At 54.4% G+C, this 15677-nt stretch carries 8 protein-coding genes; 7 read left to right on the top strand and 1 reads right to left on the bottom strand.

The features are described from left to right. Window positions 1-129: 129 nt before the first annotated feature. Window positions 130-504, top strand: a complete 375-nt coding sequence (locus VK738_20770; GenBank protein HTD25094.1) for a hypothetical protein — start codon at window positions 130-132, stop codon at window positions 502-504. Between the two features lie 24 nt (window positions 505-528). On the opposite strand, the gene ggt is transcribed toward VK738_20770, so the two are convergent. Beyond that, entirely contained in the window at window positions 529-2208 is a 1680-nt protein-coding gene (ggt, locus tag VK738_20775; GenBank protein ID HTD25095.1) for a gamma-glutamyltransferase, read from the bottom strand. Between the two features lie 190 nt (window positions 2209-2398). Between ggt and VK738_20780 the strand changes: the two genes are divergently transcribed. The 6 genes from VK738_20780 to VK738_20805 all read left to right on the top strand — a co-directional run. Beyond that, window positions 2399-4138, top strand: a complete 1740-nt coding sequence (locus VK738_20780) for a GWxTD domain-containing protein (protein HTD25096.1) — start codon at window positions 2399-2401, stop codon at window positions 4136-4138. A gap of 44 nt (window positions 4139-4182) precedes the next feature. Beyond that, window positions 4183-5895 carry a carboxypeptidase-like regulatory domain-containing protein gene (locus VK738_20785; GenBank protein HTD25097.1) on the top strand — a complete coding sequence of 571 codons (1713 nt, stop codon included), beginning with the start codon at window positions 4183-4185 and terminating at the stop codon, window positions 5893-5895. A gap of 226 nt (window positions 5896-6121) precedes the next feature. Further along, on the top strand, window positions 6122-6529 hold the full coding sequence (locus VK738_20790; GenBank protein ID HTD25098.1) for a hypothetical protein: 408 nt from the start codon (window positions 6122-6124) through the stop codon (window positions 6527-6529). Between the two features lie 19 nt (window positions 6530-6548). Beyond that, window positions 6549-7952, top strand: coding sequence for an amidase (locus VK738_20795; GenBank protein ID HTD25099.1), 1404 nt, complete (start codon window positions 6549-6551; stop codon window positions 7950-7952). A 390-nt stretch (window positions 7953-8342) separates the two neighbouring features. Then, the gene (locus VK738_20800; protein HTD25100.1) at window positions 8343-11999 is read left to right on the top strand and encodes a TonB-dependent receptor; all 3657 of its coding nucleotides are present in this window, start codon (window positions 8343-8345) and stop codon (window positions 11997-11999) included. 368 nt (window positions 12000-12367) lie between these two features. Then, window positions 12368-15677: hypothetical protein (locus VK738_20805; GenBank protein ID HTD25101.1), on the top strand; the 3310-nt coding region annotated here is incomplete at its 3' end.

Below are 15677 nucleotides of genomic sequence, written 5' to 3' on the forward strand. Positions count from 1 at the left end.
TTCGCTCGAGCCGGGAACCTATCGCCTGACGATTAAAGTGAACGACAACGTCTCCAAGCAAACCATCACGCCTTCAGCCAATTTTGCAGTGGAGTGATTGTGCGTTTCAAAGGCTATTCTGAAGCGAGCATGAATACCGAGGACAATCGTCTGATTAGCGTGCGCTTGTGGTGGAGCATTGCGGCCGTGATCGCCACACTGCTTGGCGTCTTTGGAGGATTCTGGTGGAATCATGAGCGTATGTGGACCCTTAGCGCTCGTGACGGCCGTCCATTGTGCCGCGTGCAGGAAGGCTGGACTGAACAAGAAGTTTCAGTTCATTGTGGGGCACCCTCGGGAAGAGGGACGCAGCCAAAAGTGCCGGGCGGAGGGCCCTTCAGCCTGCAGATGTGTTCAGCGCCTGGCGACGTCTACGGTACCAAGGTAGTGTTTTACGGATGCGATAGAAAAGTGACAACCGTGGAGCAGATGCCGACGGGAGACTTCATCTATCCTTCGGATTGAACGATAAGGAAGCATATCTGGGTTTCACGGGTTCTGCGGCAACGGCTCTGCCTCAGCCACGCCATCCGCGCGCGGATCAGAAGCCCCAAAGTTCATCCTGGTTTTCGCGTTGTGCAGCACCGCCTGACCGCGGCCCATAAGCGACGTATATTCTTTGCGGACCGTCAGCTTGTGTCCTTTATCCCGCAAGGCCTGCAAGACGTCGGGCTTGACCCGCGATTCAATGAAAATGTCGCAGGTGATTTGATTTTCTCTGACCGTGAACCGCGGAGCTTCCAGTGCTCCCTGGATGTTCATTGCATAATCCACCAGATTGGAAACGAATTGAGCATGGGCCAGCGGTTGATTGGGGCCGCCCATGATGCCGAAGCCGATATGCACATCGCCGCGCTCCATAAACGCAGGAATAATTGTGTGGAAGGGGCGCTTGCGCGGTTCGAGCGCGTTCGGATGCTTGCGATCGAGCACAAATAATGCTCCCCGGTTCTGTAAAGCGAATCCCATTCCATTGACCACAACTCCTGAGCCAAAGCCGGAGTAATTGCTCTGAATCAGGGAAGCGATGTTTCCGTCTTTATCTACTACGGACAGGTAAGTGGTGTCGCTGGTCGCTGGATTGCCCGGGCCGGGATTGCAGTTCGCCTTGTTCGGATCAATCAGCGCTGCCCGCTGCGCACTGTATTCCTTGGAGAGCAGGCCTTTGACCGGAACTTTGGCAAAGCGCGGGTCAGCGTTGTAGCGATAGAGGTCGGCATAGGCCAGCTTCATGGCCTCGATTTTTTTGTGCAGTTCAACCGTGCCTTGCGGACCTTCCGCGTCGGGCTGGAAATTGCTCATGATGTTGAGCATCTCGAGCGCGGCCATGCCCTGCACGTTGGGAGGCAGTTCGTAAACCTTCCACCCGCGATAATCAATGGAGATGGGCTCAACCCATTCGGCAGAAAAATCAGCCAGGTCATCCAACTGCATTGTCCCGCCAAACCCTGATGAGGTCTGAACAATGGCCTGGGCAACCGGGCCTTTGTAGAATGCGTCGCGGCCCTGGTCGGCAACCAGTCGCAGGGTTTTGGCCAGGTCGGGATTCGTGAATCTTGCTCCGAGTTCTGGAGCTTTGCCTCCGGGAAGAAAGATCCGGCGTGCTTCTTCCGTCTTTTGCATCTTGGGTTCTTCTTCAACCCAGAAGTCGTGGATGAGCTCCGGCACGGCATACCCGTGTTCGGCATAATAAATTGCCGGTGTGAACAGATCTTTCCAGGGCAGGCGGCCAAAGCGCCGATGGGCCTGGCTCCAGCCTTCCACAGCGCCCGGAACCGTGACGGTATGAATGCCCTCGTGAGGCATGGAGGTGATTCCCTGTTGAGCGAGAAAATCAATGGTTAGCTTCCGTGGCGCCCAGCCGCTGGAATTCAGACCGTATAGCTTGCCCGTCTTGGCGTCCCAATAAATTAGAAACAGGTCGCCACCCATACCGTTCATCATGGGCTCGGTGACCCCCAGGACCGCGTTGGCTGTGATGGCGGCGTCAATGGCAGATCCGCCGCGTGCCAGAGTTTGTGCGCCCGCCTGCGAGGCCAGATAGTGACTGGTTGCGACGATGCCCCGGTCGGTGACCACCATCGAGCGGCCATAAGAACGGTCTTGAGATGAAACCATCGCAGGCACTCCCAGAAGCAGTATCGCGAGTATGAGAATAGAACGAAGCATACGCACCTCAGGCATGATTCAAGTAAAAGGCATGATTATAGCTGTGTTCACTGCGCGAGCGGCGTGCTGCAACAATGTCGGCAAAGGTACTGGCAATAAATTTACAATTTATCCGTTCAATTGCTTGCTTTGGCGGCAACTTAAAACTACAATTTATGCACCTGAATTGTTTCTTTGGAGTGAGTTTCTTATGTCTTTTGACCGTTTTTTATCCCGCTTTTCGGCCATCGCTTTAGGATTGCTCATATTTACGGCACCGGTTTGGGCGCAATCCTCCGCCACGGATAACTCCAAAGCGCAAAGTTCCGATCAAAAGCAAACCAAAACCAAGCAGGATGAAGTTGATCCTCTAAAGCGTCCGCTCACCGAGAAAGAGAAAGCGAGAAACGCTAAGGCTTTCAAACATGAGGTTAGCGAAACCTACAAGAAATGGCTCAACGAAGATGTTCGCTACATCATTACCTCGGAAGAAGAATCGGTCTTCAAGGCGCTCTCTAACGATGAGGAGCGCGACCAGTTTATTGAGCAGTTCTGGCTTCGCCGTGATCCCACACCAGACACTCCCGAGAACGAATTCAAAGAAGAGCACTACCGGCGCATTGCCTACTCGAATGAGCATTTCGCCGCTGGTATCCCCGGATGGAAGACCGACCGTGGTCGCATGTACATCATGTACGGTCCACCTGACGAAATTGAGTCACATCCCTCGGGCGGCACCTATGAGCGTCCTATAGAAGAAGGTGGCGGCACAACGTCTACCTATCCCTTCGAGGACTGGCGCTATCGTTATATAGAGGGCATCGGCCAGGAGGTCATCATCGAGTTTGTGGATGACTGCCAGTGCGGCGCCTATGAGATGACGATGGACCGCTCCAAAAAAGATGCGCTTCTCTATGTGCCCAATGCCGGCCTGACCTTTTCAGAACAGATGGGCCAGACGGACAAAACCAGCCGGTTTACGGGCGGCGGTCTGGAAAGGCTGGGACTCGATCCCGGCCAGGCTAGCGCGCAACAGGGCAAGGAATTTGACCGGCTCGAGCAGTTCTTCAAACTGCAGAGGCCCCCGGCAGTCAAGTTCAAAGATCTGGAAGAAGTCGTAACCCACAAGATCAGCATGAACCTGATGCCATTCGATGTGCGTGCTGATTTCGTGAAGGTCACATCAGATACAGTGCTGGTTCCGGTGACAATTCAGGTGCAGAATAAAGACATCACCTTTGAAAACAAAGATGGGGTCGCGCGCGGTGTAATCAACATTTTCGGACGTGTAACTACCATTACCGACCGCATTGCCCAGACCTTTGAAGATACCGTAGGTGTAGATGTTCCCGGCGAGTTGCTCGACAAAACCCTGCTAAACCACTCGATCTACTGGAAGGCATTGCCCTTGCGTCCCGGGCGCTATCGCATGGATATTGTCGTGAAGGACGTCAAGGGAGACCATGTCGGCAGCTGGAGTAAGGCGATTACGGTCCCCGAGTTCAGCGATGACAAGCTGGCCACTTCTAGTCTCATCATCGCAGACTTGATGGAAAAAGTTCCGTCCAAGAGCGTCGGAGCCGGCAACTTTGTCATCGGTGATACAAAAGTGCGGCCGCGCATGGATGCCTCCGACGGCAAGCCCGCCAGCTTCAAACGCGACCAAAAAATGAATTTCTGGATGCAGGTTTACAACCTGGGAATTGACGAACAAAGCAAGAAATCTTCGGCCACAATCGAATATGATGTGGTCAATACCGCCACCAATAAAGCAGTGGCGCACATGGTCGAGTCCACCGACAAGATGGGCAACGTTGGCGACCAGATTACACTCGAAAAGAGTATGCCGCTGGCTTCGCTGCCACCGGGGACCTATCGTTTGACGATTAAAGTGAACGACAACATTTCCAAGCAGACGATTTCTCCTTCCGCCAGTTTTGCGGTTGAGTAATCGTCTGCTGTGTTGGGCCCAAACGCCGAAATGGAGTTGAAAGCATGCATCACAAGATGAGATTGGTTCCACTTCTGGTGATCGTGTGGAGCATGACGGCTTCCGCTCTTCCTCGTGAGGGAAGCATTGCCGGAACTGTGCGCAACTCAAGCGGTGTCCCGCAAATGGGCGCTACCGTCGAGATATTGGCCGGCGCCGTGCCGGCGATGACGGTATTTACAGACGATCACGGCCGTTATGCTGCGTCTCAGCTTCCACCCGGAAATTACCAGGTCAAAGTTACCGATGCTTCGTTTCTTCCTTCCTTGCGCGAAAATGTAATCTTGCACTCCGGGGCAAAGCTGATCATCAATATCACGCTCAATACGCTGTTTGAGGCTATTGCCACCCTCCCGGTGCGCACCCGCACCAGCCAGGATGATGACGACTGGAAGTGGACGCTGCGCTCAACCGCCAACCGTCCTATCCTGCGCGTGTTTGACGACGGACCGCTCGTGGTGGTTTCCAAATCGGGAAATCAGAATGATCGCGTGCTCAAAGCGCGCGTGGCTTTTGTAGCGGGCGCTTCCAATGACGGCCTGGGCAGCGCCGCGGATGAGGCTACCTCTTTCAGAGTAGAAAAATCCATCTTTTCCAATGGGACCTTGACGTTCAATGGCAATATGGGAAGGGCGGCAAATTGGAACTCTTCACCCACCGTGCTGCATGCCTCCTACAAACATCAAACGGCGGATGGTCACGCTCCCGAGATATCTTTCACGATGAGACGCTTCGGTGTCGTGGATAGCGATGACCAGCAGGCTGCATTACAAGCGCTCGCGCTTACACTTTCCGACAGCATGCAGGTGATGGATTTTGCCGAAATCAGCTATGGCGCGGAGTACCAGACCATCCAGTACCTGGGCAAGAATGCCAGCTTCCGTCCTTTTGGCACCCTGGACGTGCATCTTTCACCCGATATGGTCGTGGAATATCGTTACGCGACTTCCATCCCCAATACGCGTGCGGCCAAGGGCTTTGACACTGCTCCAACGGATCTAAGCGAGTCAGGTCCGCGGATTACGGCAACCAATTTCACATCGCATCTCGAAGACGCCCGTCATCAGGAAATTTCAATTTCGCGCCGTTATGGAAAAAATCGTTTCCAGGTTGCGGCCTATTCCGACCGCATCAATAACACCGCACTTCTGGGTTTGGGAAACGCAGATAGCGCTCTGGGGGATGGCAACATCCTGGCTGATCCTTTCTCACAGACGTTTGCATTTAACGGCGGAAACTTCTCCACCCGCGGATTCCGGGCGGTGGCCCAGCGCCAGTTTTCTTCAGCATTGACAGCTACGCTCGATTATTCCTATGGCGGCGTACTGGCTCTGGAAAACCCGGGTGCGCTCCAATCGGGAGCGCCTCAGAATCCTTTCGATACGATTCGCCGCCATGCTATTGCCGCCAAGCTGACGGGCAAAGTACCTCATTGCAATACCACTTGGATTGCTTCCTATAAGATGACTGACGGCAGGGCTCTCACCCCAGTGGATGCATTCAACGTTTCCGCCGGGCAAACTGATCCTTATCTGAATGTTTTTATTCGTCAACCGCTGCCCAGCCTGAGTTTCCTTCCCGGACAGATGGAAGCCTTGATTGATGTCCGCAACTTGCTGGCCGAGGGTTACGTGCCCGTCATGGGACAAGATGGCCGCACACTGTATCTGGTACAGTCGGCCCGCTCCATACGCGGCGGACTGGCCTTCAGCTTCTAACCTTACCTTTTTTCCACAAAACCTCGAAACAAAAAAGTCGCCGTAGAGCTTGGTTGAATTCTTTATCCCACTTTGTCATCCTGACCGGAGCCGCTCTTCGCGGCGGAGTGGAGGGATCTAGGTTTTTTAACCTTCTCGCCTCCTGCCGACACAGTTGACGGACCATAGCTGCTTTGTATAGTCTGCCTCCTCACACGAAGGCCCGCATTGTCTGAGGAGGAGAATCGTGGCAAAAGAAACGGAACAACCCCATCCAAGAGTTTTTTCACGTCGGACCTTTACCCGCGGTGCCGCCTTGGCTGCTGCCGCTGCTGCTTTGCCTGCGGATTTGCTGCCGCAAACTCAATTGCCTCCAGCAACTTCCCCTGCATCAGAAAAGCCGGCGGATCAGACGCCCAAGCTTTCCGCCGAGAGCCAGGCGGAAGCGGAGGCCAAGATCCAGAACATCCTGCGCAAATACGGCAGCCGCTTGAGCGATGCCGAAAAGACCGACCTCCGCAAATTGGTGCTCTCCGCACAAGAGCCGTTAGAAAAGCTGCGGGCCTTTCCCTTGGAGAACTGGGACGAACCGGCTTTGGTTCTGCGCCCGGTCGTCGAAGGCAACACTGCGAAACCGGCAATTGGTGAAAAGTAAATAACGAGGGCGACATTCGATGCTCAGCGATGACATTCTTTATTTAACCGTGCAAGAGTTAGGTGAACGGATCCGCACGCACAAGATTTCTCCGGTAGAGTTAACCGAGAGTTACCTGGCGCGAAGCGAAAAAGTAGGACCGCGCCTGCACGCCTATGCCACACTCACGCGCGAGCTGGCCATCAAGGAAGCTCGCACCGCCGAGAGCGAAATTGCAGCCGGCAAGTATCGCGGACCTCTGCACGGCATCCCCTACGCCGCCAAAGATCTGCTGGCTGTGCGCGGATATCCCACCACCTGGGGAGCCAAGCCTTACGCCAATCAGCAGTTTGATTACGATGCCACGGTCATACAAAAGCTGAGGCAGGCCGGCGCCGTCTTAATCGGTAAAGCGGCGATGATCGAATTGGCGGGCGGCATGGGATACCGCTTTGCCTCGGCCTCATTCACCGGCGCGGCGCATAATCCCTGGAACGAAGGCTGCTGGACGTGCGGATCATCCAGCGGATCGGCCGCGATTGTCTCTTCCGGCATGGCCGCCTTTGCCATTGGCTCCGAGACCTGGGGATCAATCGTATGTCCTTCGGCGTTTACCGGGATCTCCGGCTTGCGGCCGACCTATGGACGCGTCAGCCGCCACGGCGCCATGGCCTTGGCCTACTCCATGGATAAGCTCGGCCCCATGGCGCGCAGCGCCCAAGATTGCGGCGTGATCCTGGCGGCAATCGCAGGACATGACGCTTCCGATCCCGCATCGCTGCCAGCCGCTTTCGATTTTCAGTTTAACGGAATCACAAATATAGCCCAGAAAACCCTGCGCGTCGGATGGCTCACCAATGCCTGGAAGAGCATTTCCCCCGGAGTGGAAAAGCGAATCCAGGAAGCGCAGGAAGTAGTACGCAAGTTTGCCGGCAGCTTCGCCGAAGCCGCCTTACCTGAGGGGCCCTGGGAGGCCGCGGCAGGATTGATTATTTCCGCCGAGTGCGCCTCTGCTTTCGACAGCCTGATTGAATCAGGCCGCGTGGCCGAACTGGCCGATCCCGAAGGCCGCCTGGGCGGCTACATCAACCAGCAGATTTCAGCGACTGACTTGGTGCGTGCCAACCGCGTCCGCCGCGTATTGCAGCTCAAGATGACGGAGCTTTTCAATCAGTTTGATGTTCTGGCCACGGCCTCGCTGCCCGTCACCGCCAGCAAGCTTGAGGCAAACCTGGATGACGAGTTGAGCTTCCCCGACCCCCTGGGCGGGATTGGAAACTTCTGCGGCCTGCCGGCAATCAGTGTGCCTTGCGGCCTGGCGGAGGATAAGCTCCCGGTCGGATTACAGTTCGTGGGGCCGGCACTGGGCGAACCCGCCGTCTTACAGGCGGCGCGCTCATTTCAGCAGGAGACGAGCTGGCACAAAATGCATCCGGCAATTTAAAAGTAGCGCCGCCCTCTGCGTAACTCTGCGATGAAGCTCTTTGCTCCTGGCCAAAGCTAAAAGCTAAAACTGCCCCTGAGTGTCTAGTAATCAATATGTAATATTAACTGACTCTAAATATTTACCCTTAAATTACTAATTTTGTTGACAATTTTATTACAAAATATCCCTTCCAATCTCATTCCAAATTTCATATTATGGCCTGCGTTTGTATTCACAAAAACATATCCTGAGACGTCGTTTCGGCTACTTTAGGATATTGTTTACAAACACTTAACAATGATCTGGCTTTGGTGATCAACATGCCAGTTAAGTAGTAATCGTCCGTACATCTGTAGAGCAAGTATCGTCCAAAAGTCTAAAAAAGAAGGTTTTAGGAGGGGCATGTTTATGAGGAGTGTGTTCAGCAGGCTATCTTTTCTGACAATCCTGTTTGTCTTTGTTTTGACATCAACCATTTTCAGCTATGGGCAGGGAACTGTCACTGGCTCAATTTCAGGAACATTGCAAGACGCGCAGCACGCCGTGGTTACCGGCGCCAAGGTAACGGCGCTCGATCAGGCCACCAACCAGCAATTCACCACGCAATCGAACTCCACGGGGTACTTTACCTTGCGGCTTTTGCCCATTGGTAGCTACACCGTGACCATTGAGGCCGCTTCTTTTTCTAAGCTGGGGCTCAACAATGTCGTGGTGCGCACCGGCGTCGATACGTCCTTGGGCACCCAGACCTTGACGGCAGGCAGCACCAAGGAAGTGGTTACAGTCGAGGAGGCTACGCCCCTTGTGGAGAGCCAGACCTCGCAGATTACCAATACCTTTGAAGCCAGGAAGACGCAGGACCTGCCGATCGGCAACGGCTTCGACCAGTTGGCCTTGCTTGTGCCCGGCGTAGCCTCCACTGAAGGCGCAGGCTTCGGCAACAGCAACGGCGCCCGCCTTTCCATTAACGGACAGCGCAGCCGCGCCAACAATTTCGAAATTGACGGCCAGCAGAACAACGATAACTCAGTCGCTGGCCCTTCGATTTTTATCGGGAACGCTGATGTAATCGAGGAATATCAGGTCATCACCAACTATGAGGCCCAGTATGGCCGCAACATGGGCGGTGTAGTCAATTACGTCACCAAATCAGGCAGCAACGCCTTCCATGGCACCGCCTTGGAGTATTTCACCGGCAACTTTACCGATTCGCTGGCCAACGAAGAGAAATCGCCATTTCTGGGTTTCTGCACGTCAGGACAGACCCCTGCGGCCAATGGCTGCAATGCGGTCAAGCTGCCGCGCTACGTAGACAACCAGTTTGGCGGAACTCTGGGTGGCCCTATCAAACGCGACAAGCTATGGTTCTTCGGTTCGGGCTACTTTCAGCGGACCCGTACTGGTTCCTCACCCAGCACCTCGACTCTTTTGACTCCAACTCCGAACGGACTTGCACAGTTAAAGACCGCATTCCCCGGAAATAATTCCGTCAACTTGCTTTCAGCCGTCGGGCCGTTAGCTGTCCCGGTTGGCAGTCCGACCTTTACCGGTATTAAGAACCAATTTGTGACGGCGACTCCCGGGCTGAATTGCAACGTTTTGGTTCCTCCGGCAGGTTGCGTTCCAATAGAATTCGGTAACATTACCCGCTCCCTGCCCTCTCTGTATAACGACTACGAGACTACCGGCCGCGTGGACTGGCAGGCCAGCGACAAGGACCGCGTCTTCACCCGCTATCTCTTCCAGCAAACCATCAACACCAATGCAACCGGCGACTTCGCTGCTGGTTATGTCGTGGATGTTCCCGCCCGCAGTCAGCAGATTGCGATTGACTGGACCCACACCTTTACCAGCAACCTTGTGAACCAGGGCCGCTTCAGCTACTCGCGCGCCAACGTTGGTTTTGAGAATGGGACGATCCCGGGTTGCAACCGCCTCAATCCTACTGCCTGCCCCACCCGTATCAATCTCAGGGGTAGCTTCATGACCTTTGGCTTGGCGACCAACCTGCCTCAGGGCCGTCTGGTCAACGTTACCCAGTGGCAAGACAACGTGATTTGGACGCGAGGGCGCCACACCTTCAAGTTTGGCGGAGAATATGACCGGCAGCGCTCTCCCAACGCTTTTCTGCCTACGATCAACGGCTCCTTCACCTATGCAAATGCAGCTACAGTTTCAAGCTTCAGCAATTTTCTCCAGGACCGGTCGACTTTCAGCTTGACCGATGGCCCCTTTAACTTCCCCTTCAAGGAGCAGGATGTCGCCTGGTATGTTCAGGATGACTGGCGGATCAAGGACAACTTGACCATCAACCTGGGTCTCCGCTGGGAGTGGTACCAGCAGGCCATCAACCTGCTGCACGACATTACCACCGCCAAACAGGCATCAAGCACTCCGTTCTGGGATCCCACGCTGCCGGCAAGCCTTACCACCGTGCCTCGTGTTCCCGAGTACTACAACAACTGGGGGCCGAATGTTGGTTTTGCCTGGACCCCGCGTGTCTGGCAGAGTATGTTTGGCCAGGATAAGACCGTGATTCGTGGCGGCTTCCGCATCGCCTATGATCCGGCCTTCTATAACATGTTCTCCAACGTGGCCAGCGCGGCTCCGGTGGTGAACGCCGGCTCGAATATCACGCAACCGGGAGCTCTCGGTACGACCTGCGTTGGCTGTCTGCCGACAACGGGCGGCAACGGTTCGAATGTACGTACCGCCGACCTTGGGCTGATCAAGTCAGGCTTGGGTGTTAACCCCGGTGCACGCTCTTACACCACCGTGGATCCTAACTTACGCAATCCCTACGCTGAGGAGTGGACCTTCGGTATTCAACGTCAGATCGGCGCCCATGTGGCCGCTGAAGTGCGCTATAACGGCACCCACACGGTCAAGCAGTTCCAGTCGGCCGATGCCAATCCGGCTTTGAATCTCCTCATCGCCAATAACTTTCAAGGGTACATTCCCGCGGGCCTGACGCCTTGCACTGATCCAAATCAGGTTGGATATTCCAGTAGCCATACCTCCACAGGTGCTTCTACTGCGGGTGGTGTGCCTACCGGTGGCTTCGCCCATTGCTCCAATGCCAATGTAGTTCAGAGAGGAAATTATGCCTGGTCGAAATACAATGCTCTGCAAAGTGCGCTGCGCATACAGGATTGGCATGGCCTGAGCTCAGAGTTTGCCTATACCTATAGCCACACCATCGACAACTCCTTCGAGGTCTTTTCCAGAACCGGTGTGGGTGGCCTCTCCTTCGGCCCCAATGTCTTCAACGGGAACCAGCCGGAAAAAGCTTCCAGCACCATCTCATTCCCCAATGTGTTTGCTATGAACTGGGTTTACGACCTGCCCTGGTATAAATCGCAAAAGGGGTTGGTGGGACACCTGCTGGGTGGCTGGGAGTATTCGGGCAACTACCGCTTTAGCAGTGGTCAACTGTGGACTCCATCCCAGAACAGGGGTGAAACCGGGTTCGCCTCTCTGGGCGATCCCTCCGCCGATTTCAGCACAGTAACCGATAACTTGCGTCCCATCTTGTCGAATTCTGCTGCCCCTCTCAACACTCTGGGAGTCTTTGCTCATCAGGGAGTTGGTGGACCATTGGTCCTGATCAATCCGGTAGCTCCGAATTGTGGATTCGCGCCGGCTGCAGTGCATGTGGGAGCCAACCCGGCAACCGATCCTTTGGCTTGTGGAACGATTGCAGCCAATACTGTTCGCTGGATCTATAACGACCTGAATGCAGCCACCTTCTTCGGTAACCCATTCCTCGGAGTAGGACGCAACCCAGGTCTGCGTGGTCAAACCGTGAACAACGTTAATATGGGCTTCTACAAGAACACCCAGCTTAGCGAACGCGTGATCGTGCAGCTCAGAATGGATGTCTTTAACGTATTCAACCGGCAGTATCGCGGCGTGCCCGATGGGCTTATTGATGACATCGTTTTTACCTCGCCGTCTACCTTTGGCAATAACTTCGGCAATACCTCCGGTTCCGGTGAGGTCAACGCCTTCCAGAACGGCGTAGCCCGCCGCCGCATTCAGTTTGGACTGCACTTGATCTTCTAACCGCAAACTGAATTGATTGATTTAAGGCCAGCCGCAAGGCTGGCCTTTTTTATTGGTTCTTAACGTTCACAATTTTCCCTCGGCGTTCCTCGACGTCCTCAGCGGTAAGACAAAAGTTTAGAGCCATAACGGGAAATTTCCCGAAATGGCAGATAGAATCTTAACCTCGCCTTTATGTACCAAGCCCGCAGGATCATTTACAATTGTTCTTCATCTTTGTAAGCGAAGGCTGCAAGAAATGGCCGCAAGAACGTTCTAACCGTGCATGAAAGTCACGCATTTTCGTTGGGCTTCAGCCCCTGAGGCCGACATGTCCACTGTATAAACTGTATAAATTGTTTGAGATACCAGCTTTAATGGAGAAGAGCATGGAAGCGAAGATTTGGTTTCGGACGGTCGCAGTTTTTTTTCTATGGTGCGGATTGTTATTTTCCCAGGACAATCCAAATACTGAAAGCGGGCTTAAGCCTTACGGCTCCTTTCATGGTGGCGACATCGACAGCATCAGCCTCACCAGTGGCAATGTCATGCTGCATATTCCGCTGCTTTCCTATCCGCAACGCGGAAGCGATCTCCGGGCCGGCTTCTTTCTCGAACTGAGTTCAAAGGCTAGTTGGCACGTCGAGCGAAACGGCACGAATGCGCAAAACTATACATATCATTGGGTGTGGGGTGGAGCGAAGGGAATTAGTCCCGGCGTAACTTTGGCCATGGACCAAGGGATTAGCGTAAGTCGCACACGCACTGTCACCGATTGGACAGATCACCCGGACTGGGACACAGCCAGCGTCGATTGTTGTACGGCGATCACTGCCGATGGTGGGTCCCATATTCTCGGTGATCGCACCGATGACACGACAGGCATTCAATTTAATCTGAATCCCAGCGGAGATCCCCTGTATGCAGGAGATAGTGGGACTGTCATCGATAGAACCGGAGTTCAATATACTTTAGGGCCTTTCAGTGGCCCAATGGTGAGCCATTATCAAGGTTCCAGCGGGCCCAATCAGTATACGGTGGTCACCTATCTCGAGCGCGCCCTGCCTACCCTTACAGAAGACCGTAACGGGAATAAGATCACGGGAGGTGTGAATGACATTACCGGCACTGGCCTGGGCATAACCGACACGCTTGGGCGTTTTTTCCCTGGACTCGTTAACACTAGCGATACTCACGATTGTGTATCGAATTACCCTACCGGCTCGCAGATCATTAACTTTCCCGGATCGCATGGCGGAATCTCGCCAATCAAGTTTTGTTATTCCAATTTTGGCATCAACACGGGATCAATGCCAGGCGGAGCGCCGGCAAGCACAACGGTGCCAATGCTTGTAACGGTAGTTCTGCCCAACGGAACCAACTGGAACTTTAACTATGACTCCTACGGCAATATCATGTACATCGGTTTGCCGACCGGCGGTGCGATTAGCTATACCTACACCACAATATCGCAGTGTACTCCGTATAACGACTTCACCACTTCCAATCGCGCGGTGGCCTCACGCATAGTAGATGCCAACGACGGCACAGGGCCGCATACCTGGACTTACAACTGGGCTGCCTCGGGCACACAAGGAGGCATGATCAGCACAGTGATCTCTCCTAATGGCGATGACACCGTTCATGTCATCACGCCGATTGCCAATACCTGCTCACTTTATGAAACGGAGACGCAGCACTTCCAAGGTACAGGCGGCGGCCGCCAGCTGTTGAATACGGTGGATACGCAGTATTCACAACCTACTGGCCCCAGTGGAACACAACCGGCTGGCCACGGCGCCAACGTTGTTCCTACAGTTATCACCACTACGATGGCCAACGGCAAAGTAACCCAGGTACAAAAGGATTATGCATCCGACTCCCCGGGCTTTATCTATGGCAATGTCACCGAAGAGCGCGACTATGATTACGGCCAAGGCTCTCCTGGGCCATTGCTGCGCAAATCGCGTACCAGCCTGCTTTGGCAGAACAATCCGGCCTACTACAACCTGGGCATGCTCGACCTGCCCGCTTCAACCTTAGTGCAGGATGGAGGCGGCAACCAGGTAGCCTATACGACTTACAACTACGACCAGACTGGCCTTGCTGCGTCGGGAATCACAACCCAACACGACGCGAGCCCGCCCACAGGCAGTTCACGGGGCAATCTGACTTCTGTGAGCCACTGGCTGAATACCACCAATGGATGGATTACGAGCACAACTTCTTACTTTGACACCGGCACGGTGTATCAATCCACCGATCCCAGGGGTTATACCACTACGTTCTCGCACGACCCCGCCTTTGCCGGGGCTTATGTCACACAGACGCAGATGCCCGACACGGCAAGCAGCGGCGCGCACCACATCACGCAGGCGTGGTATGACTTCAATACCGGACTGAAATCCAGCGCTACTGACGAAAACAACCAAACCACCGCTTACAGTTACGACAATATGTGGCGGTTGACCAGCGTCATCGGCCCGCCTGATCCCAACAACGGCAACCAGCAGGCACAAACGGCGTATGGCTATAACGATACACCTTACACTCCAGGCTCTAACACTCCTTACGTGTATCAGCAAGACAAGATTGATGCCAACAACCAAACGACGTCCTGGATACAGTATGACGGGTTGGGCAGAGTCATCCGCACGGCCAAGTTCAATGGCGAAACTGATGTCAATGGAAACCCCGATCAGAATCATTGGGTTGATGACGTGGATACCTGCTATGACGGCGCGGGCCGAAAGCAGTATCAGACTTATCCCTATCAGGGACCGGGCTGGCTGCCAGCTACCTATCACTGTCCGCCGCAACAATCCACGCCCTATGACACTTTCAGCTATGACGCGCTGGGGCGGCTGCTTGCAACCACGAAGTTCGATGGCGGCCAGGAGACAACTGGCTACTCCAATTTTCCGTTGGTAATAACGAACGATGAAGCCTCGCGACGCCGGCGGCAAAGCCAGACCGATGCCCTTGGGCGTTTGATCAAAATCTGGGAGCCGGATCCGGCCACACCACTCAGTTTCATCAACGAGACCGACTATCAATACGATCCGCTGGGCAATCTTACTCGTGTAGACCAGATGGGCAATGACCCCAGCTCCGCCAATTGGCGCAGCCGCACCTTCCAGTACGACTCGCTCTCGCGTCTGACACATGCTAACAATCCGGAGTCGGGAACCATCAATTATGCCTATGACAACAACAGCAACCTGATCTCCAAAATTTCGCCCGCACCCAATCAGACATTGGGGGCTACGGTAACAACTGCTTTCAACTATGACGAGCTGAACCGAGTGGCAGGCAAATCCTACTCCTCCGGCGGCGGGGTGGTCTACCTCTATGACCTGAGTACCCTTTGGGGAATCCCGATTCAAAATGGCATTGGCAGATTGAGCGCAGAGTACAACTATGCGGCAACTGGAAACGGAGACTCAGTCGGTTTCCTAAACAGCTATGACGCGATGGGCCGGAACGTCTACCAATTTCAATTCAACCAGCGCGTTCCCGCGCAGGTCAACAAAGAATTTCATTACGCCTACAACCTGGATGGTTCACTGAAGTCTATCACCTATCCCAGCGGACGCGTGGTGAACTACGGCTACAACGTCGGGCAGAGGCCGATTTCCGCTGTGGATTCCAACAACATCAACTTCGCTGCCAACGCGCACTACACCGCATGGGGAGCCC

The sequence above is a fragment of the Terriglobales bacterium genome (genome assembly GCA_035487355.1).
Classification (GTDB): domain Bacteria; phylum Acidobacteriota; class Terriglobia; order Terriglobales; family Acidobacteriaceae; genus QIAW01.

What these genes read in the sequence shown, in the direction of transcription:
- VK738_20770 (HTD25094.1), top strand. Translation starts at nt 130, where the DNA reads ATGAATACCGAGGACAATCGTCTGATTAGCGTGCGCTTGTGGTGGAGC.
- VK738_20795 (HTD25099.1), top strand. Translation starts at nt 6,549, where the DNA reads ATGCTCAGCGATGACATTCTTTATTTAACCGTGCAAGAGTTAGGTGAA.
- VK738_20780 (HTD25096.1), top strand. Translation starts at nt 2,399, where the DNA reads ATGTCTTTTGACCGTTTTTTATCCCGCTTTTCGGCCATCGCTTTAGGA.
- VK738_20800 (HTD25100.1), top strand. Translation starts at nt 8,343, where the DNA reads ATGAGGAGTGTGTTCAGCAGGCTATCTTTTCTGACAATCCTGTTTGTC.
- VK738_20785 (HTD25097.1), top strand. Translation starts at nt 4,183, where the DNA reads ATGCATCACAAGATGAGATTGGTTCCACTTCTGGTGATCGTGTGGAGC.
- ggt (HTD25095.1), bottom strand. Translation starts at nt 2,208, where the DNA reads ATGCTTCGTTCTATTCTCATACTCGCGATACTGCTTCTGGGAGTGCCT.